Origin of the sequence: Bradyrhizobium liaoningense (assembly GCF_018130785.1) — a bacterium.
In the GTDB taxonomy this organism is placed as follows: domain Bacteria; phylum Pseudomonadota; class Alphaproteobacteria; order Rhizobiales; family Xanthobacteraceae; genus Bradyrhizobium; species Bradyrhizobium liaoningense_A.
Genome location: NZ_JAFCJT010000035.1, coordinates 20,077 through 38,484, shown reverse-complemented (window position 1 = coordinate 38,484; position 18,408 = coordinate 20,077). Strand labels below are relative to the sequence as shown.

The 18,408-nt window shown below is 64.2% G+C and carries 19 protein-coding genes; 10 read left to right on the top strand and 9 right to left on the bottom strand.

The window, feature by feature from the left end:
• Positions 1-26 precede the first annotated feature (26 nt).
• The gene (locus JQ627_RS36355; protein WP_312015852.1) at positions 27-1,922 is read right to left on the bottom strand and encodes an AMP-binding protein; all 1,896 of its coding nucleotides are present in this window, start codon (positions 1,920-1,922) and stop codon (positions 27-29) included.
• On the opposite strand from JQ627_RS36355, the gene JQ627_RS36350 reads away from it, so the two are divergent.
• Positions 1,870-3,135 (top strand): helix-turn-helix domain-containing protein, encoded by a 1,266-nt coding sequence (locus tag JQ627_RS36350; protein ID WP_249143685.1) that lies wholly within the window; start codon positions 1,870-1,872, stop codon positions 3,133-3,135. The genes JQ627_RS36355 and JQ627_RS36350 overlap by 53 nt on opposite strands.
• A gap of 45 nt (positions 3,136-3,180) precedes the next feature.
• Here the strand turns inward: JQ627_RS36350 and JQ627_RS36345 are convergent, their stop codons facing one another.
• A complete protein-coding gene (locus tag JQ627_RS36345; RefSeq protein WP_085403529.1) occupies positions 3,181-4,386 on the bottom strand; it encodes an ABC transporter substrate-binding protein in 1,206 nt (401 codons plus the stop codon).
• Positions 4,387-4,552: 166 nt separating this feature from the next.
• Here JQ627_RS36345 and JQ627_RS36340 point away from each other — a divergent pair, with 166 nt between their 5' ends.
• The 3 genes from JQ627_RS36340 to JQ627_RS36330 all read left to right on the top strand — a co-directional run bounded on the left by JQ627_RS36340 (position 4,553) and on the right by JQ627_RS36330 (position 8,026).
• Positions 4,553-5,320: an FCD domain-containing protein gene (locus JQ627_RS36340; protein WP_212489141.1), complete on the top strand. Its 768-nt coding sequence runs from the start codon at positions 4,553-4,555 to the stop codon at positions 5,318-5,320.
• A gap of 68 nt (positions 5,321-5,388) precedes the next feature.
• Complete coding sequence (locus tag JQ627_RS36335; protein WP_212489140.1) at positions 5,389-7,002, top strand: acyl-CoA synthetase; 1,614 nt, start codon at positions 5,389-5,391, stop codon at positions 7,000-7,002.
• Between the two features lie 16 nt (positions 7,003-7,018).
• Positions 7,019-8,026, top strand: a complete 1,008-nt coding sequence (locus JQ627_RS36330) for an NAD(P)-dependent alcohol dehydrogenase (RefSeq protein ID WP_212489139.1) — start codon at positions 7,019-7,021, stop codon at positions 8,024-8,026.
• Here JQ627_RS36330 and JQ627_RS36325 read toward each other — a convergent pair.
• Positions 8,023-8,712 carry an AraC family transcriptional regulator gene (locus JQ627_RS36325; RefSeq protein WP_249143683.1) on the bottom strand — a complete coding sequence of 230 codons (690 nt, stop codon included), beginning with the start codon at positions 8,710-8,712 and terminating at the stop codon, positions 8,023-8,025. The genes JQ627_RS36330 and JQ627_RS36325 overlap by 4 nt on opposite strands.
• On the opposite strand from JQ627_RS36325, the gene JQ627_RS39435 reads away from it, so the two are divergent.
• Entirely contained in the window at positions 8,711-8,851 is a 141-nt protein-coding gene (locus tag JQ627_RS39435) for a hypothetical protein (protein WP_249143682.1), read from the top strand. The genes JQ627_RS36325 and JQ627_RS39435 overlap by 2 nt on opposite strands.
• Positions 8,852-9,168: 317 nt before the next feature.
• Here JQ627_RS39435 and JQ627_RS36320 read toward each other — a convergent pair whose 3' ends face one another.
• A complete protein-coding gene (locus JQ627_RS36320) occupies positions 9,169-10,365 on the bottom strand; it encodes an MFS transporter (protein WP_212489137.1) in 1,197 nt (398 codons plus the stop codon).
• Positions 10,366-10,558: 193 nt separating this feature from the next.
• Between JQ627_RS36320 and JQ627_RS36315 the strand changes: the two genes are divergently transcribed.
• From JQ627_RS36315 to JQ627_RS36305, 3 genes are all read left to right on the top strand, one after another.
• Entirely contained in the window at positions 10,559-11,362 is an 804-nt protein-coding gene (locus JQ627_RS36315) for an MBL fold metallo-hydrolase (protein WP_212489136.1), read from the top strand.
• A gap of 157 nt (positions 11,363-11,519) precedes the next feature.
• Positions 11,520-12,539 carry an alpha/beta fold hydrolase gene (locus JQ627_RS36310; protein ID WP_212489135.1) on the top strand — a complete coding sequence of 340 codons (1,020 nt, stop codon included), beginning with the start codon at positions 11,520-11,522 and terminating at the stop codon, positions 12,537-12,539.
• A gap of 15 nt (positions 12,540-12,554) precedes the next feature.
• Positions 12,555-13,502, top strand: a complete 948-nt coding sequence (locus tag JQ627_RS36305; protein WP_212489134.1) for a fatty acid desaturase — start codon at positions 12,555-12,557, stop codon at positions 13,500-13,502.
• 55 nt (positions 13,503-13,557) lie between these two features.
• On the opposite strand, the gene JQ627_RS36300 is transcribed toward JQ627_RS36305, so the two are convergent.
• Both JQ627_RS36300 and JQ627_RS36295 read right to left on the bottom strand, forming a co-directional pair.
• Positions 13,558-13,791 carry a hypothetical protein gene (locus tag JQ627_RS36300; protein WP_014498305.1) on the bottom strand — a complete coding sequence of 78 codons (234 nt, stop codon included), beginning with the start codon at positions 13,789-13,791 and terminating at the stop codon, positions 13,558-13,560.
• Between the two features lie 138 nt (positions 13,792-13,929).
• Positions 13,930-14,913 (bottom strand): YafY family protein, encoded by a 984-nt coding sequence (locus tag JQ627_RS36295; protein ID WP_212489133.1) that lies wholly within the window; start codon positions 14,911-14,913, stop codon positions 13,930-13,932.
• An 84-nt stretch (positions 14,914-14,997) separates the two neighbouring features.
• Here JQ627_RS36295 and JQ627_RS36290 point away from each other — a divergent pair, with 84 nt between their 5' ends.
• Both JQ627_RS36290 and JQ627_RS36285 read left to right on the top strand, forming a co-directional pair.
• On the top strand, positions 14,998-15,642 hold the full coding sequence (locus JQ627_RS36290) for a glutathione S-transferase family protein (RefSeq protein ID WP_212489173.1): 645 nt from the start codon (positions 14,998-15,000) through the stop codon (positions 15,640-15,642).
• Positions 15,643-16,092, top strand: a complete 450-nt coding sequence (locus JQ627_RS36285; RefSeq protein ID WP_249143681.1) for a DUF6157 family protein — start codon at positions 15,643-15,645, stop codon at positions 16,090-16,092.
• Here JQ627_RS36285 and JQ627_RS36280 read toward each other — a convergent pair whose 3' ends face one another.
• The 3 genes from JQ627_RS36280 to JQ627_RS36270 all read right to left on the bottom strand — a co-directional run bounded on the left by JQ627_RS36280 (position 16,093) and on the right by JQ627_RS36270 (position 18,378).
• Entirely contained in the window at positions 16,093-16,878 is a 786-nt protein-coding gene (locus tag JQ627_RS36280) for an enoyl-CoA hydratase/isomerase family protein (protein ID WP_212489132.1), read from the bottom strand. It lies immediately after the preceding gene.
• A 12-nt stretch (positions 16,879-16,890) separates the two neighbouring features.
• The gene (locus JQ627_RS36275) at positions 16,891-18,000 is read right to left on the bottom strand and encodes a cyclic nucleotide-gated ion channel (RefSeq protein ID WP_212489131.1); all 1,110 of its coding nucleotides are present in this window, start codon (positions 17,998-18,000) and stop codon (positions 16,891-16,893) included.
• Between the two features lie 159 nt (positions 18,001-18,159).
• Positions 18,160-18,378: a hypothetical protein gene (locus tag JQ627_RS36270; protein ID WP_212489130.1), complete on the bottom strand. Its 219-nt coding sequence runs from the start codon at positions 18,376-18,378 to the stop codon at positions 18,160-18,162.
• Positions 18,379-18,408: the final 30 nt, after the last annotated feature.

Below are 18,408 nucleotides of genomic sequence, written 5' to 3'. Positions count from 1 at the left end.
TCTTCGACCCGGCTGTTGCGCGACCGTCAGGACGATCGGTTCTCAATGCGATAGGTTTGTGGAAGCGTTGCAAGGCTTTCGACGAGCATCTTTGTTCGATCCAGATCACCGGAATGGACCGAGACGCTGACGACTGTGTTGAGCTTCTCGTCTTTCTCGACGAGGATATCTGCCGCGGTGTCGGGGCCGAAGATGCGATCGATCTCGGTCCTGACCTTTTCCCGGACGGCGAGATCGCGAAGCGTGGGCTTGAAGATCTTGCCGACGGCGGTAACCGGAAGAGCGTCGAGCAGGACGACGCGCTTTGGCCTCGCAGGAGGCTCATTGACGTTGTGTTCGAGATGCTCGCGCAATTGCGCCAGATCGATTGTCTGTCCGGGGGAGGGCACCACGAAGAGAACTGGGACCTCTCCCGCGTAGGCGTCGGGCATGCCGACGGCCGAGCTCATCTGGACACCGGGGAAGGCGTTTGCGACGTCCTCGATTGCGGCAGGGTCGATGTTGTGGCCGCTTCGTACGATGAGGTCCTTCTCGCGCCCCGTCAGCACGAGGCGTTGATCCGGGGTGAGATAGCCGACGTCGCCGGTGACGATCCAGTGGTCGTCGGTGAGCACGCCCTTGTCGTGTTGGGGATCGACGTATCCGGGAAACACCTGCGGTCCCCTCACGAGGACAAGACCGCTCGTGAGAGGCGGACACTCTGTCTTCAGTTCGGCATCAGCCAGAGCGACGATTTTGGTCTTTGCGAACGGTGCCCTGAAGCCGACGCTGCCTTGCACGGGAATGCCACGGCCGGGATTGAAAGCGATCGCGGCCGCGGTTTCTGTCATCCCGTAGGTCTCGAACAAAGTAATCCCGGTCCGCGCCTGAAACCTGTCGCTGACAGCCTTGGGAGCCACGGCCCCGCCGGTGAGCGCCATGCGAACGGTGCTGACATCGGAGGACACGATCGGCACCTCGGCAAGAGCGGCAATCGAAGTCGGCACTCCGCTCACGATGGTCGCGCGAAACCGTTCCACCGTGTACCAATAGTCGCGAATAGCTTCGGGACTTCTGAGGCTGTACGGTGAGGGAATGATCACATGACCGCCGGCAGCGAGAATCGACAGGCCGAGCGTCATGGTGCCGCCGACGTGAAACAGCGGAAAACCGTTCACGGCGGCGTCCAGCTCATCCAGTCCGTGGACCTGCGCAAAGCTCCAGGCCGCATGGATCTGGTTGCCGTGTGTCAGCCGAACCAGCTTTGGCCGCCCGGTGGTCCCGCCGGTGTGGAAGAGGGCGCAGATCGCATTGCGATCGGTCGAAGGTGGGAAATCCAGCGTGCCGCGCGTGCTCCCGACCGCCTCATTGAAGTTTAGAAAACTTCCAGGCAGCGGACCGTTCGCGCCTATCACAAAAACGGTCTTCAGCGACGGCACGCGTTGCGCGACGTTGTTTGCCTTGATCCAGATCGCGGGATCGGCCGCTTCGGAGGCCACGACCAGAACAGTTGCATTCTGCGCCTGGAGCAGGTCGGCGATCGCGTCTTCGTTCAGGAGATAGTTGATCGAACTGGCCACTCCCGCGACCTGGGCACCAAGCAATGCGGGGAACAGCGACGGCAGGATCGGGCAGAGAAACGCAGCTGTTCCGCCGCTCTCGCCGATCCCGTGCGATCTGAACAGATTGGCCGCGCGCGTGATCTCCGCCAGCAATTGCCGATGCGTCAGCGTCGCGTCATCAGGCTCGCGCGAGCCCTTGGTCAGAACCGTCAGCGCGGGACGATCGGGATGCAGATGCGCCGTGGCTTCGAAGAGATGAACGAGATTGCGGGCGGGGATGAGCGAGTCGTAAGGCCGCTGCTCCAGCGCCTCGATATCGGCGATGGTCTTGACCGGCTGCGTGAACCGCGTCGTGATGGGCGATGGCAATGCGCTGCTCACGGGCACCGCCATTCGGGCGGCACGGCAGATCGTGCTGCGGCTGATCCGAGCTGATGCAAGCGAACGTTTCCCGCCTATCTCATTGACCGTTTTTTTGTTCTTCATAGGCCACATGCCGGAACGCGGCTTGCTCCGGAGCGCAAAGCTTTTGCTTCTCCGCGCAAACGGTCTTGCGTGTAGGCGGCGGCCCTCTAGAATCTCGATGCGTGGCCAGCTTGTGCGATGCACAAACGACGTTCATCATGGCGGCGCAACGGATGGGCGGACGATGAACCTGGTGTTTTCGACAGACGATCTGGAGCCGTCCAAACGCTACGCCGCGTGGCAAGGCGCGATCTGCGACGTCTACGTCCATGTCGACGTGAACGCCGAGGAGCGATCCGACTATCACGGCTTCATTCGCGAGGCACGGTTCGGCGCGGTGACGATGACCGACGTCCTGCTGTCGGAGCAGCGCATCTCGCGCCGCGAACGGCATATCGCAAAGCTCGACAAGGATTGCTACTACGTCGAATTCGTCCAGCAGGGCCGGGTCAACGTGCTTCAGGCCGGTCAGACCCTGCTGTCGAATCCCGGCGTGAGCGCGATCTTCTCGGCCTCCGAGGCCTATGATCTCGAATGCGTCGGCAAGGTACGATCGCTCTATCTCGAGATTCCGCGCGCGGAATTCTCGGCGCGCTTCAGCGAGGGGCGGCTGCCGGTGGTGACGACGATGGCGACGAGCCGCGGACTTGGCCGGATCGCCGCCGAGTTCTGCGCGACGCTCGCCGCGGAAGGCGCGCCGCTCGACGAGACCGCGCGCACGCGATTGGGCGGTGAGCTGATGGACGTGCTGGCGCTCGCGCTCGACATGGGCGAGCGGGACGAATTCTCGGAGGATGCGAGCGCGCAGCAGGCCCGCCTGCGCTCGGTCAAGGCCTGGATCGAGGCGCACCTCACCGATGCGGATCTGTCGCTGGAGAAGATCGCGAAGAGCAATGGCGTCTCGCTCAGGCATCTGCATTATCTCTTCCGGCTCACCGATGTCTCGGTGTCCGAATGGATTTTGGATCGCCGGCTGCAGCGCTGCTACGACGTGCTGACGCGCCCAGAGCTACGGTCGCTGTCGATCACCGAGGTCGCCTATCAGCTGGGCTTCAGCAGTTCGTCCTATTTCAGCACGGTGTTCCGCAGGAAGTTCGGCCACAGCCCGTCCGACCTGCGACGGCGCTAAAGAACCTGCACCGCGCGCGGCGATGCAGGCCCGTCGTTGTCGGCGTTACTTCACCAGCGGGCAGCCGCCGTCCTTCAGCGGCCGGAAGGCCTGGTCGGCCGGCACTTCGGCGAGCAGCTTGTAATAGTCCCACGGGCCCTTGGATTCCTCGGGCTTCTTCACCTGGAACAGGAACATGCTGTGCACCATGCGGCCGTCCTCGCGCAGGATGCCGTTGTCGGTGAAGGCATCCTTCACCGGCAGCTCGCGCATCTTGGCCATCACGGTCTTGGTGTCCTTGGTGCCGGCGGCCTGCACGGCCTTGAGGTAGTGCAGCGTGGCGCTGTAGGTCGCGGCCTGGTTCATGGTCGGCATGCGCTTGATGCGCTCCTGGAAACGCTTGCCGAAGGCGCGGGTCTTGTCGTTGAGGTCCCAGTAATAGGCCTCGGTGATGATCAGGCCCTGCGCGAGCTTGAGCCCCAGGCTGTGCACGTCGGAGATGAACATCACGATCGCAGCCAGGTTCTGGCCGCCGGCGACGATGCCGAACTCGCCGGCCTGCTTGATCGCGTTGATGGTGTCGCCGCCGCCATTGGCGAGTCCGATGATCTTGGCCTTGGAGGCCTGGGCCTGAAGCAGGAATGACGAGAAGTCCGCCGTATTGAGCGGATGCTTGACGCTGCCGAGCACCTTGCCGCCGGCTGCCTTTACCACGTCGCCGGTGTCGCGCTCGATCGAATGACCGAACACGTAGTCGGCGGTGAGGAAGAACCAGCTGTCGCCGCCGTTCTTGACGATGGCGCTGCCGACGGTGTGGGCGTTGGAATAGGTGTCATAGGTCCAGTGCGCCGTGTAGGGCGAGCAGGATTTTCCGGTGATGTCGGAGCTTGCCGCATCGGTCACGATCATCACCTTCTCGTACTGCTTCGACAGCTCCATCACCGCGAGCGCGGTGGCCGAGGTCGGCAGGTCGATGATCATGTCGACGCCTTCGGTCTCCCACCACTTTCGCGCGATGGTGGAGGCGACGTCGGGCTTGTTCAGCACGTCGGCTGCGACCATCTCGATTGGCTTGCCGAACATCTGGCCGCCAAAATCCTCGATCGCCATCTTGGTGGCTTCGACATTCCCCTGGCCGCCGATGTCGGAATAGACCGAGGAGAAGTCGGAGAGCACCCCGATCTTGAGCGGGGTCTGCTGGGCGGAGGCGGGGACGATCAGGGCAGCCGACAGCAAGCCGGCCGCAGACACGAGTGCTGCGATAGGTCTCATGGACACGTTTCCTCTTGTGCGGGACTATTCTGTCCCTTTGTCCGACAAAGTTAGAGTGAGGTTTCTCAGGAGTCAATTTGCTGCATCTGCGACATGAATGACGCAGTTTGACGCGTCTTCGGGGTGATCCTATAGTTTGTCGGACAATCGCCATTGGGGAGCTATCGTGCCGATTTCGCCGCTCTTCCGTCCGATCGATGTCGCGCCGGCCTATCAGAAAGTCGCCGACGCCATCGAGCGCGAGATCGTCAATGGGCGCATCAAGCCCGGCGATCCCATCGGCACCGAGCATGATCTGGTGCGCCAGTTCGGTGTCAACCGCTCGACCATTCGCGAAGGCATCCGCGTGCTGGAGGAGGGCGGCTTGATCAGCCGCGATTCCTCGCGCCGTCTGCACGCCTGCCTGCCGCGCTACACCAAGCTCGCAAGCCGCCTCAGCCGCGCACTGGTGCTGCATGAGGTGACGTTCCGGGAGCTCTACGAGGCCTCGATGACGCTGGAGGTGGCGAGCATCGAAGGCGCGGTGGAGCGCGCGACCGAAGAGAACCTCGCCGAGCTCACCAACAATCTCGTGCGGAGCGAGGCCGTGGTCGGCGATCCCGCCGCGCTTGCCGAATGCGATGCCGAATTCCACGTGCTGGTCGCCAAGGCCTCGCAGAACCGCGTGCTCCAGCTCGCACGCGAGCCGGCGGCGCAGCTGTTCTATCCGACCACCGAGATGATCGTGACCGGCGTTGCCGAAGGCGGCCCACGCCTCGTCGCCGCGCACGGTCATCTGATCGACGCGATCCGCCGTCGCGACCGCGAGGCGGGCGTGCTCTGGACGCGCCGGCACTTGCAGGACTGGCGGCGCGGTTTCGAGAAAATCGCCTCGCTCGATCGGTCGGTCGAGCACATGTACATGGAGCACGCCCAGGCGGCCCGGCGCAGATAGGCGCCTGATGAAGACGCAAGATTTCAGCCAAGAAATCCAACAAATAAAGACATCACACGGAGGAACACATGACCGGCGATATCGCGGCCACCATCTCGAAAGCGCGCGAGCACTCCATCGGCGATCTCTTGCGCCGCGCAGGCAGCCGCGAACCGCACAAGCTTGCGGTGAGCTGCGGCCATGTCAGCTGGACGTTTGCCGAGATGGACGCGATCTGCAACCGGCTCGGCCGCGGTCTGCTCGGGCTCGGCGTCAACAAGGGCGATCGCGTCGCCGTGCTCTCGCGCAATTCGCACGCGTTTGCGGCATTGCGCTTCGCGCTGGCGCGGATCGGTGCGGTGCTGGTGCCGATCAACTTCATGCTCAATCCGGACGAGATCAATTTCATCCTGAAGAGTTCCGGCGCAAAGCTGCTCGCAGCCGGCCCCGATTTCGTCGAACCCGCGCGTGCCGCCAGCGCAAAGGATTGCGCGGTCGAGAAGATGATCTGGCTGCCGGGCGAAGATCCGGCCACGGCGCCCGCGGGCCTGACTACCTTCGACGATCTCCTCCATGCCGACAGCTCGTTCCTGGAGGCGTCCGTCGACAGTCGTGATCTCGCCCAGATCGTCTATACCAGCGGCACGGAATCGCTGCCCAAGGGCGCGATGCTGACCCATGAAGCGGTGATGTGGCAGTATGTCAGCTGCATCATCGACGGCGGCATGAGCGTGGGCGACAAGTTCCTGCACGCGCTGCCGCTCTATCACTGCGCCCAGCTCGACGTCTTCCTCGGGCCGCAGATCTATCTTGGCGCCTCCGGCGTGATCACGGGCAAGCCGACCGCTGACAACATCCTGGCGCTGATCCAGGCACACAAGATCACGTCCTTCTTCGCGCCGCCGACGATCTGGATCGCGATGCTGCGCTCGCTGAATTTCGACAAGACCGATTTGTCCACGCTTCAGAAGGGCTATTACGGCGCCTCGATCATGCCGGTGGAGGTGCTGCTTGAGCTGCAGCGCCGCCTGCCCAACGTCAAGTTCTGGAATTTCTACGGCCAGACCGAGATCGCGCCGCTCGCGACCGTGCTGCGGCCCGAGGATCAGCTGCGCAAGGCCGGCTCGGCCGGCAAGCCCGTGCTCAATGTCGAAACGCGCGTCGTCAACACGGCGATGGAAGATGTGAAAGTCGGCGAAGTCGGCGAGATCGTGCACCGCTCGCCGCATCTTCTTTCCGGCTACTACAACGATCCCGTCAAGACGGCAGCGGCGTTCACCGGCGGCTGGTTTCACTCCGGCGATCTCGCCACCGTCGATGACGAGGGCCACATCACCGTGGTCGATCGCGTCAAGGACATGATCAAGACCGGCGGCGAGAACGTTGCCAGCCGCGAAGTCGAGGAGATGGTCTACCGCATTCCTGCGGTCTCCGAGGTCGCAGTCGTCGGCCTGCCCGATCCGCGCTGGATCGAGGCGGTGACCGCGATCGTCGTGGTCAAGAGCGGCGAGACGCTCGACGAGGACGCCGTGGTGAAACATTGCGCCGGCCAGATGGCGCATTTCAAGGTGCCGAAGCGCGTGATCTTCGTCGACAGCCTGCCGAAGAACCCGAGCGGCAAGCTGCTCAAGCGCGAATTGCGCCAACGCTTCGTCGGCGGCGAGACGCTCGACAAGGCGATCCAGAAGAATTTTGGGACGTAAGCACGGAGCGGTCGCCATGAAAGCCTGGCAAGTCGTGCGCGACTGGTCGATCGAGGGGTTGGAGCTGGTCGATCTGCCGGAACCGACGCCTGGCCCCGGCCACGTCGCGGTGCGGATGAAGGCGGCATCGCTCAACTACCGTGATCTGCTCACGGTGCAGGGCAAGGGCGGCGTCTCCCGATTGCCGCTGATCCCGTTCTCGGACGGTGCCGGCGAAGTCATCGCGGTCGGCGACGGCGTTGTCCGCGTCGCGGTCGGCGATCGCGTCTGTCCGATGTTCTTCCAGTCCTGGATCGACGGGAAGGTGTCGGCGACCAGCCGCCGCTATGCGCTCGGCGGCACGCGGCCGGGCGTGTTGCAGGAGGTGATGCTGCTCGATGCCGAGGGCGTCAGCCGTATTCCATCGCACCTTTCATTCCTGGAAGCGGCGACGCTGCCCTGCGCCGGCCTCACGGCGTGGCGTGCGCTGTTCGAAGAGGCCAGGGTGAAACCCGGTGACACCGTGCTGGTGCAGGGCACCGGCGGTGTCTCGATCTTTGCGCTGCAATTCGCAAAGCTCGCCGGCGCGAGCGTGATCGTGACGTCGTCGAGCGACGAAAAGCTTGAACGTGCCAAGGCGCTTGGAGCCGACCACACCTTCAATTATCGTTCGGTGCCGGAATGGGGCAAGGCCGCGGCCGGTTGGACCGGCGGCGGCGTCGATCACGTCGTTGAGGTCGGCGGCAAGGATACCTTTGCACAGTCGCTCGAGGCTATCAGGATCGGTGGCAACATTCTGGTGATCGGCGTGCTCACCGGCTTCTCGCAGCAGATCGCGATTCCGAGCCTGTTCTCCAAGAACCTGCACGTCATCGGCTTGTCGGTGGGTAGCCGTCGGATGTTCGAGGACCTCACGGCCGCGATAGGCCGCAACGGCATGCGGCCGGTCATCGACCGTGCGTTTGGCTTCGATGCCGTGCCGGACGCGTTACGGCTGATGCAGGAGGGCGGTCACTTCGGCAAGATCGTGGTTGAGTTTGCCTAGTCCATCTCGCCGGAAAGCTTTCTGACATCATCGGGCGTCCGTCCGAAGCGGCGGCGGAACGCGCGATGGAAGTAGGAGACGTCGTGAAATCCGGCGCGATGCGCGATCTCGATGATCTTGCGCGTACGCAGGTTCGGATTTCGAAGCAGCCGCTCGGCGCGCAGCAACCGCTGCTCCAGCACAAAGCCGCTATAGGTAATTCCGGCCTGCTCGAACATCAACTGAATCGTGCGCGGGCTGACCCGGTGTGCGGCCGAAAGGACAGCGAGCGACAGCCCGGGGCTATCCAGTTGCGCCATGATGTCGGATTTGAGGGTTTCGAGACGCGCCGCCGCAAGGCCGCGCATGCGAGCTTCCTCGGCAACATCGCCGCGCGCTCCGATCATCAGCACGGAGAGGTCGAACAGATGCTGCGAGACCGCATCGAGCTCCGCGGGTGCGAGCTTGTCGGCATAGGTATGCGCGAGGTCATAATATCGCAGGAACATCGACGTGATCGGATTGGTGCCGGGGATCGATTGCGCAATCAGGTCCTCGGCATTCGGGCACGCTCGCAGCAGCGCCTTGCGCGGCAGCAGCGCGGTCTGGAAGTTGCCGTGCGTCGTCTGCGTGATGTGGGCGCCCTTGATCGAGGGATCGCCGATCGTGACGTCGCCTGCGGCGACCTCCAGCGGACGTCGTCCCATGGCCCCGCTCAGCGCCGAATTCGGCGACATCGTGATCACCAATTCGTCGTTCGTCCCCAGGGACACGAAGGACATCGGCGTGCCGAACGAGGCCGAGAGTCTGAGGCGCGGAAGAATGGCCGGCGAAATGGTCCGGTGAACGTGCCCTTCTCCGATCGGCACGAAATCGACGTCCGCGACCTGACGGCAAAACTGCTCGCGCCATCTTTCATAGGCCTGGCCATTCGGGTCGCCATCGAATGAGAGTTGAGGCTGGATCATCGATCGTGAGGGAAACGTTCGTTGGCCATTTGCTGCAGGTTGTATCCGCGGGTTGGTGCGCCGCAACGGCAGAAGCGCAGAGTTGCGCGATAAGTCACTCGCAATGACGCGCTGAGACCGCGACCAGGTGCCGCAGCCCGGTGCGCCCGGATCGCAAAACCCATTCGCGCCGTGACGTTCGCGCGGCGGCTCGCTTCAGTACTTCTTCACCGCGGCGCCGAAGGCGAGCCACAGCGCCATCGAGGCGAGGCCGAAGCCGCCGAGCAGCAGGAAGGTCGGGCCGTAGCCGATCCATTGCGCGATCCAGCCGCCAAGCGCCGGGCTCAGGCTCGCGCCGACGCCTTGCACCGTGATCACGGCGCCCTGGCCGAGATTGATGCGGCCTGTGCCGTTGAGCGAGCGCGCGACCATGCCGGGGACGGCAACGGTCTGGAGCCCGGTGCCGATGCCGTCGAGCACCTGCATCGGCACGACGCCCCACCATCCCGTGACGAAGAAGGCGAGCACGCCGCGGATGGGCAGGAACATGAAGGAGACCAGGATCACCGGCCAGTAGTTGCGCTTGCTTGCCGCCTTCATCGCGATCAGCGAGGTCACGATCATCACGCCTTGCGCGATCACGACGGTGGTCGCGACGAAGGTCGGGCCGTTGGCCTGGCCTTCGGCCACCGCCGCAAGTCCATAGAGCGGCACGATTGCGGCGTTGCCGAGATGAAACAGCGCGAGCGCCAGCGCCAGCACGAGCAGCGCCCGGTGCTTGAGCAGCATGGTGAACGCATCCGGCGCGCTGTCGGGATCATCCTCCTTGGAGCCGCGCGCGGCGCGATCGTCGATCGCCTTTGCGGGGATCATCAGCACGCAGGCGATCGCGATGGCGCCGAACGCGGCCGCCAGCACGAACACGGCGACATAGCCGAACTTGTAGCCGAGATAGCCCGACAGCGCTGCGCCGACCATGTTGCCGGCATGGTTGAAGGCCTGGTTGCGGCCGTTCAGCGCATTGAAGCCCTTCTGCCTGGCGATGCCGAGGGTAATGCCTGTGACCGCCGGCACGATCGCGGCGCTCGCCAGCGATTGCGCGACTTGCGACAACGTGACCGCCCAGAAATTCTGCGAGATCAGGATGATTGCGGACGCGAGCACCACGCAGATGCCGGGAATGACGACCCACAGGCGCTTGTTGCGGCTGGAATCGATGAAACCGCCGATCGGCGTCGTGGCGAGCATGCCGGCGACATTGCCGATCGTCAGCGCGGTGCCGATCAATCCGGTCGCCCAGCCGCGCTCCTGGAGAAACACGCCGACGAACGGCCCGATGCCCGACTGCATGTCGGCCATGAAGAAGTTGACTGCGTACAGGGGCCAGATTCGGGAAGGGGAGCGCGATGTCATCGAGACGCTGAACGACTGCCGACTGAAAGTGGTCTCGTGCAAGCAGGGCTGACACGACGGGCTGACATGACCGGCGAACTGGCGCCGGGGCGGACTGCAAAGTAACATGTGCTGATCGTGTTGGTTCCTCCGCATTTGCGACGGGAGGGCGCTCACCCCATGGGTGTTCTGCTCTTCCTTCTGGATCACTGCCATGCCCCTCTGGACCTGCGAAACCTGCGGCGCTCAATTTCCGCATGCCGAAAGGCCGCCCGCGTCGTGTCCGATCTGCGAGGACGAACGACAGTTTGTGAACTGGAGGGGGCAAACCTTCCTCACGCGGGAAACGCTCGCGGAACGCCACCGCCTTGTCTGGCGAGATGATCTCGGTCTGACAGGCATAGGGCTCGAGCCGAGCTTTGCGATCGGCCAACGCGCGCTGCTGGTGCCGTTCAGCGATGGCTGCTTGATGTGGGATTGCGTACCGCTGGCAACGCCGGATGCGATCGCGCATGTGCGCTCGCTTGGCGGGCTGAAGGCGATCGCGATCTCGCATCCGCATTACTACGGCGCGCTCGCCGACTGGACCGAGGCGTTCGGAGGCATTCCGGTCTATCTGCATGCGGACGACCGCCAATGGGTGACGCGACCGCACGCGTCGATCGTGCACTGGACCGGCGATAGCCATGCTCTCGGGGATGACCTGGTACTGCTGCGCACCGGCGGCCATTTCGCCGGTGCCACCATGCTGCACTGGCGGCAGGGTGCGGATGGCAAGGGCGCGCTGCTCACCGGCGACATCGCGCAGGTGACGATGGACCGCCGTTTCGTCAGCTTCATGTACTCCTACCCCAACTACATGCCGCTCAATGCTGCAGCCGTGCGGCGGATCGCGGCTGCGGTCGAGCCGCTCGCTTTCGACCGCATCTACGGCGCCTGGTGGGATCGCGATATCGCTACCGGGGCCAAGGCCGCGTTCTCCGCGTCGGTGCAGCGATATATTGCTGCCATCGCCTGACGCGTCACGATCAAAATCCCCGTTGCCGCGATCTAATAATTGTACTATACGTACACTATTAGATGTGGCGGAATGATGCGTTTGCTGGTCCGGCACGAACGATGCATCGTTGTCTCGGCGGCCGCATTCCGCGGCCGCATGAGCTGGAGTACGACGCATGACCGGGCAGCGCGACTACGAGATATTCGAGGCCGGCGACGTCACGCTTCAGGCCGGCGCCGTCTTCCCCGCGATGAAGCTCGCCTACAAGACCTACGGCACCCTCAGTCCCGCCAGGGACAACGTTATCCTCTACCCAACCTCGTTCAGCGCGCAGCATTTCGATACCGAGTGGCTGATCGGGCCAGATGGCGTGCTCGACCCTACGCGTTACTTCATCATCATCCCGAACCTGTTCGGCAACGGCCTGTCGTCCTCGCCGTCAAACTCCGGCGACGCGCCATTTCCCGAGATCACTTATCATGACGCCATCGCGATCCAGCATCGGCTCCTTACCGAACGCTTCGGCATTACAAAGTTGGCGCTGGTCTATGGCTGGTCGATGGGCGGCATGCAGACCTATCACTGGGCGGCGCTGCATCCTGACATGGTCACGCGTGCCGCAGTCGTATGCGGCAGTGCGCGCTGCGCACCCTACAATCATGTCTTCCTCGAAAGCGTGAAGGCCGCGCTGACCGGCGATCCCGCCTTCCGCGACGGTCGCTTCGTCGAGAAGCCCGTTGCCGGCTATCGCGCCATGGGACGCGTCTATGCCGGCTGGGCGATGTCGCACGGTTTCTATCGCGACGAGCTCTGGCGGGAGGCGGGCTTCACCTCGCTCGAGGATTATCTCGTCCGGAACTGGGACACGACCTTTGCCCGGCGCGACGCCAATGATTTGCTGGCACAGGCCGGCATCTGGCAGCGCGGCGACATCAGCCGATGCGATGCCTTCGGCGGTGACCTCAATCGCGCGCTCGCGGCGATCAAGGCGCATGTGCTGCTGATGCCGGGCGCGACCGATCGCTATTTCGACGTTCGCGACAACGAGGACGAGCTCGGCCTGCTCGTCAACGCGAAATCGGCGGTGCTGCATCCGATCCCGTCGCTGCACGGCCATCGCGCCGGCAATCCCGTCAACAACCCGCGCGACCAGGCCTTCCTCAAGGCCGAAGTCGCGGCGCTTCTCAGCAAGTAGAACAGGCATCCGATCATGACTGACGCGATCGTTTCAGAGCCCGGCCATCGCCTGAAGCCGTTGAGCCCGGCCATGCTGCGCGAATTGTCGGTGCGCTCGAACCTCAGGGGCGCGGCGCAGAGTTTTGGCCATTACGGCATGATCTTGCTGGTCGGCGCGCTGATCTGGATGGTTGCCTCGCGCCATGGCGTGCTCTGGGCGCTGCCGCTGATGGCGGTGCAGGGTTATCTCGTGGCTTTCCTGTTCATGGCGGTGCACGAAACGGCGCACAAGACGGCTTTCAAGAGCCGTGGCCTCAACCTCGCGGTCGGATATCTCTCGGCCTTCATCATCGGATTGCCGTACGAATATTATTGCCTGTTCCACTGGGATCATCACCGCTACACCCAGGATCCCGACAAGGACCCCGAGCTGATCGTCGGCGTGAAGCCGATATCCGACACGCAGCTTGCGATCGCCTATAGCGGCTTGCTTCAAGTCGCCGGCCGTCTCTGGCTGATGCTCGGCCATGCCGTCACCGGCAAGGTCGTCGTGCCCTGGATCCCCGAGGCCAAGCGCGCCACCATCGTGACCGAGGCGCGCGCCTATGTCGCGCTTTATGTGCTGCTGCTCGCACTCTCGCTGTGGTTCGCCTCAGCGCTGCTGCTCTGGGTCTGGATCGTCCCGCTTGTGATCGGGCAGTTCTTCCTGCGGCCCTATCTCTATGCCGAGCACACCGGGTGCGATCGCACCCGCAGCGCTTTCGAGAATACCCGCACGACTTACACCGGTGCGATCGTCAAATGGTTCGCGTGGAACATGCCCTACCATGTCGAGCACCACGCCTATCCCTCGATCCCCTTTCACGCGTTGCCGAAGCTGAACGGGATCGTCGATGGCGAGATCGTTTATCGCGGTCGTGGCTACATCAGGACGACGCGCGAGACCTGGGCCTGGTTTCGCCGACATCGGCAGATTGGTTAACCCAACGCAAAGCTCCGGTCGCGGCGCGACCGGAGCTTTGTCGTGGATGCGGATATCAGTAGATCCCGTAGGCGCAGACATTCACGACGCGAACGCGCAAGCCGTGGCGGGTCCGAACGACGCGCTCCTGGTAGCAATTGCTGACGCCGGTGTTGACGTAGACGCCGCCAAAGCCCCAGCCAGGACCCCAGTGATGATGGAAGCCGTGGGCCGAAGCCGCGGTGGGCGCGAGAGCGGCAGCGCCGAGCGAACCAGCGGCGATCAGACCAAGAGCAAGCTTACGAAACATTTTCATTCTCCAGTGTGGCGCTAAGGCCGTTGTTGTGTCCCTGCTTCTCCGTCGAGCTGAGATGCGAACGCGTTCATGGCGCGCGGCAGGAATCGTGTTTCAGGAATGTTTCGTGGGCTCCGGCGATGTGCGCCGTCTTCAGGCTTTCCGCGCCGCTACGCGATAGCGCGCGGCCATCGCTCGCGTCATCTCCGCCATCTTCTCGCGGAGATCGGCGGGCTCCAGCACTTCGGCTTCGGGCCCCAGCCGCAACAACTCGGCGGCGGCATGCCATGACGTCTTGCCGGTTGGCACCCTTGCGATGCGCCAGCCATCTGCATCGATGGTCTCTTCAAGTTGCGTGCGTGCCTTGACGTAAGGCTGGCTCAGCGCGTCGAGCAGTTTGACGCCGAACGGCGACAGCCGCACGATCGCGACATTGGGGTGCATCTCCGCTTCGAGACGAAGCGTCGCAGCCTGCCAATAGGCGGCGAGATCGAACGCGGCGGGACGATCGAAGCGGTCGTCGAGCGCGGTGCAGTCGAGCACGCGCGCGACACGATAGGTGCGCACGCTGCCGTCGACCTGGCCTGCGAGATACCAGCTGCCGCCCTTCAGCACGAGTCCGAGCGGGGCGACGCGGCGCTGCTTCTCCGCGCGCCAGCTCTGGTAGCGGATCTTGATCAGCGTTCCGCGCAAGGCCGCGCCGGCAATGATGCGCAGATGTTTTGGTTCTTCCGTCTCGCCGAACCAGCCGGGCGCGTCCAGGTGAAACCGCTCCTGCATCCGCCCGGCGTCTTCGCGAAGGTTGGCAGGGAGTGCCGCCATCAGCTTGTTCTGCGCGGCGATCATCGCCGCGTCCAATCCGAGCGCCGCGGCCGGTCCCGGCAGTCCCGCAAGGAACAGGGCCTCCGCCTCGTTCTGCGACAGGCCGTTCAAACGCACGCGATAACCGTCGAGCAGGCGATAGCCGCCCTCCGCGCCGCGGTCGGCGTAAACAGGAACGCCGGATGCCGCGAGCGCGTCGATGTCGCGATAGATCGTGCGCACCGAGACCTCGCAGGCCTCGGCGAGTTCGGGCGCAGTGACCTGCCCCCTGGCCTGGAGGGTGGTGAGGATCGACAGCATCCGGCTCGCGCGCATGGTCCCTTAAATCATACCTGACACAAGATGTCAGGTATGATCCGCTACAAGGCGCCATCGCCAGCCGGCCAGATGGAGACCACCATGACCGATCCGAACCGCATCACGCTGTATTATTCGCCGCAGAGCCGCGCCACCGGCACGCGGGTGCTGCTGGAGGAGCTTGGCGCGCCCTGCGATCTCCATGCGCTCAACATGAAGGCCGGCGAGCAGCGCCGGCCGTCCTATCTCGCCATCAATCCGCTCGGCAAGGTGCCGGCGATTCGCCACGGCGAGGCGCTGGTGACCGAGCAGGTCGCGATCACCATCTATCTCGCCGATCTGTTCCCGCAAGCCGGGCTGACGCCCGCGCTGAACGATCCGCTGCGCGGTCCGTACCTGCGCTGGATCGCCTATTACGGCTCGTCGTTCGAGCCGGCCCTGATCGACAAGTTCATGCAGCGCGAGCCGGCGCCGATCACGCAGTCGCCCTACGCCGATTACGACACCATGCTGGGCGCACTCGAGACGCAATTGTCGAAGGGGCCGTATCTGCTCGGCGAGCGCATGACGGCGGCGGATGTGCTGTGGGGCGTCGCGTTCAGCTGGACGATGATGTTCGGCATCGTGCCGAAGAAGGATGTCTTCGTCCGCTATGCCGAACGCATGACCTCGCGGCCAGCGTTTCAGCGCATCAATGCGGCGGATGACGAGATGGCGGCGCAGCATGCCAAGGCTGCTGGTGGTTGAATGATCGAGGTGCAGATGACGAAGCCAATGCACACGACCAACTGCTTCAACACCTTCATCCGGGTTGCTGAAGACTGTCCCGCCCGTACTGGCGAGGAACCGCCGCTGCGCGCGGGAAAGCCGACGGTGGCGTGCCTGCAATACGGGATGATCGCCAAGGCACCCTACAAATACACGTCCGATGACGTGATCTTCGCGACGTCTGCCGCGGGACGCGCGCTCGATCTGAAGGCGACGAAAACGGAGAAGCATGCGGCCCGAGAGGCGTTCTTCTCCCGGGGGCAGGCGTGCATGAGGGCGTCGAGCCTGGGCAAGCGCTTCGGCTGGGGCGTTCATGCCGACAGTGAGGGCCGGATCGCGATCTACGCCGTCGACAGCAAGCGCTACCAGGCGCTCGTCCGCGATTCCATGCTCACGCAGGTGCGCGCGATGCGGTCGAAGCGGGCGTGATCAGAATTTTGGCGGACGCTTCTCCGCGAACGCCTTGATGCCTTCCTTGATCTCGTCGCCGCGCATGCTGTCACGGTGGCGCTGGTCGGCGGCCGCTTCGTCGAGCTCGCCGCGGGCGAATTCGTTGATGGCGCGCTTCATGCCGCACATCGCCTGCGGCGCGTTGCCGGCGAGGACGCCGGCGAGCCTGTCGACCTCCTCGTCCAGGAATTCCACCGGCACCATGGCTGTGAGATAACCGATCCGCAGCATCTCCGGTGCGCTGATCTTCTGCGCGGTGAGGAATAGCCTCTTCGCATTGTCGACGCCGAGCCGCGTCACGTAACGCTTGATGCCGCTTCTGTAGTAGTGCAGCCCGAGCCGCGCCGCCGGCATGAACATCTCGGCGGTGTCGACGCCGATGCGGAAATCGCAGGCGAGCGCGAGGTCGGTCGAGCCGCCATAGACGCCGCCATTGAGCCGGCAGATCGTCGGCACGCCGAGATCCTCCAGCCGGTTGACGACGACCTCGAACGCCGAGCCCGCGCTCTGCTGCTCGTTGGCGCTGACCGCGCGCTCGGCGACCGAGTTGAGGTCATAGCCGGCTGAGAAGGCCCGCCCCGTGCCGGTGAGCACCAGCACGCGGATATCAGGATCGGCCTCGATCCGGTCGAACAGTCTGACCAGCTCGCCGAGATCCTCGGCCTGGAGCCGGTTGAGATGCTTGGGCCGGTTGAGGCGGATGGTGGCGCGTGCGCCGTCGAGTTCGAGCACGGGGCCAGAGGCTGCGTCGGCGGTGTCCGACATTCTTGTCTCCCTTTATTTGTTTTCGAGCGTGCGGCGCTTGGCTTCCGCATCGATGGTCTCGGCGAGATCCGGATGCCGCGCCATCAGCACGCGGAAGTCGACGAGGTCGAGCACCAGAAGCCGCGATACCTTCGTGGTCGAGACATTGGCGCCGCGCAAATTGTTCCCGAGCAGCGCCATCTCGCCGAAGAACGCGCCCTCGCCGAGCTGGACCTTCTTGCCGGGCAGGTCGACCTCGACCTCGCCGGCGGCGATGAAATACATGCAATCGCCCTGCGCCCCCTTCCGGATGATCATGGTGCGCGCCGGCAGTTCCATGGTGCGCAGCATGTGGGTGACGTCGGCGATGGCCGAAGGCCCGAGTGCTGCGAAGAACGGCACCTTGCTGACGGATTCCCAGGTCTTGAGGAAATTGTCGCGCCGGGTCTCGGCGGCAAAGCCGGTGGCCAGGATACCGGTCCAGAGCCCGAACACGCCGAGGCCGGAGATCATCACCATGGCCGCCACCAGGCGCCCGAGCGGCGTGACCGGCACGACGTCGCCATAGCCCGTCGTCGTCAAGGTCACCACCGCCCACCACAGCGCGGCCGGCACGCTGCCGAAGGTTTGGGGCTGCACGTCCCGCTCCAGGAAATATTCGGCGACCGAGGCCAGGAAGACCACCATCAGGAAGATCACGAGCACGCTCACCAGCGGCCCCGATTCCAGCACCAGCACGCGGCGGAGCTGCCGCAGGCCGGGAATGCCCGGCACCACCTTCAACACCCAGAGCACGCTGAGCAGCCACGCCGTCTTCGGCTCGATGCCGAGAAGGAGGGCAACAGGTACGGCCAGTGCGCCGACGGCGTCGACCAGCCCGGCGGAGGAGGACATGTAGAGCGACAGGCGCCCCGTGCGCGCCATGTGGCGCAGCCGGACCACCCATTCGAACACGAAATAGACGAGGCAGGCCCACAGCAGGGCATCGACCCAGCGGTGCGCCGTTTCATAAGCCGGGTTGACCGTCAGCAGCGCCATGCTGAGCACGCCGACCCCGACCGCCGCATAGGCCGCCTTGGTCATGTTGCGGCCGGCCGTGGCGGCCACGAACTGGGCCAGTGCGGGGATCAGCGGCTTGGACATGCGGGAAGGCGGGCTCGGTCGTGTCTCTCTGGGTCCCGGCTGGGACGCCTCCGCCAAAGTGCCCGCCCGGGCAGGAGCCGTCAACGACGGGCAGGGGACTGCCTGCAGCATCGTCGGACAGGAGTGCAGAAAGCCCGGTGCCGCGGTGGATCGGGGGCGTTACCTGAAATGTGGCGGCTCGTCGTAGCCGCGGCGGCTGCTGAAAAAAAGCAACATCATCAGGCCGATGCCGACGACGATTGCGAAACCCGCCCCCAGCGCCAATGCCACATAGCCTTCTGTCGGAATCGGCTCGCCATCGATCGCCATTGCGGAATAGGCGAAATATCCAGCCGCCACCAGCATTCCCAGAAGGATCATGACGAGGAGTGTACGCATGGCGCGTGCTCCGGTTGTATCCGGGAGCAA

Bases quoted from the DNA above. Each gene is read 5' to 3' on its own strand.
- JQ627_RS36345 (WP_085403529.1), bottom strand. From the start codon at position 4,386: ATGAGACCTATCGCAGCACTCGTGTCTGCGGCCGGCTTGCTGTCGGCT.
- JQ627_RS36335 (WP_212489140.1), top strand. From the start codon at position 5,389: ATGACCGGCGATATCGCGGCCACCATCTCGAAAGCGCGCGAGCACTCC.
- JQ627_RS36330 (WP_212489139.1), top strand. From the start codon at position 7,019: ATGAAAGCCTGGCAAGTCGTGCGCGACTGGTCGATCGAGGGGTTGGAG.
- JQ627_RS39435 (WP_249143682.1), top strand. From the start codon at position 8,711: ATGGCCCCGCTCAGCGCCGAATTCGGCGACATCGTGATCACCAATTCG.
- JQ627_RS36325 (WP_249143683.1), bottom strand. From the start codon at position 8,712: ATGGGACGACGTCCGCTGGAGGTCGCCGCAGGCGACGTCACGATCGGC.
- JQ627_RS36320 (WP_212489137.1), bottom strand. From the start codon at position 10,365: ATGACATCGCGCTCCCCTTCCCGAATCTGGCCCCTGTACGCAGTCAAC.
- JQ627_RS36315 (WP_212489136.1), top strand. From the start codon at position 10,559: ATGCCCCTCTGGACCTGCGAAACCTGCGGCGCTCAATTTCCGCATGCC.
- JQ627_RS36310 (WP_212489135.1), top strand. From the start codon at position 11,520: ATGACCGGGCAGCGCGACTACGAGATATTCGAGGCCGGCGACGTCACG.
- JQ627_RS36305 (WP_212489134.1), top strand. From the start codon at position 12,555: ATGACTGACGCGATCGTTTCAGAGCCCGGCCATCGCCTGAAGCCGTTG.
- JQ627_RS36300 (WP_014498305.1), bottom strand. From the start codon at position 13,791: ATGTTTCGTAAGCTTGCTCTTGGTCTGATCGCCGCTGGTTCGCTCGGC.
- JQ627_RS36295 (WP_212489133.1), bottom strand. From the start codon at position 14,913: ATGCGCGCGAGCCGGATGCTGTCGATCCTCACCACCCTCCAGGCCAGG.
- JQ627_RS36290 (WP_212489173.1), top strand. From the start codon at position 14,998: ATGACCGATCCGAACCGCATCACGCTGTATTATTCGCCGCAGAGCCGC.
- JQ627_RS36285 (WP_249143681.1), top strand. From the start codon at position 15,643: ATGATCGAGGTGCAGATGACGAAGCCAATGCACACGACCAACTGCTTC.
- JQ627_RS36280 (WP_212489132.1), bottom strand. From the start codon at position 16,878: ATGTCGGACACCGCCGACGCAGCCTCTGGCCCCGTGCTCGAACTCGAC.
- JQ627_RS36275 (WP_212489131.1), bottom strand. From the start codon at position 18,000: ATGTCCAAGCCGCTGATCCCCGCACTGGCCCAGTTCGTGGCCGCCACG.
- JQ627_RS36270 (WP_212489130.1), bottom strand. From the start codon at position 18,378: ATGCGTACACTCCTCGTCATGATCCTTCTGGGAATGCTGGTGGCGGCT.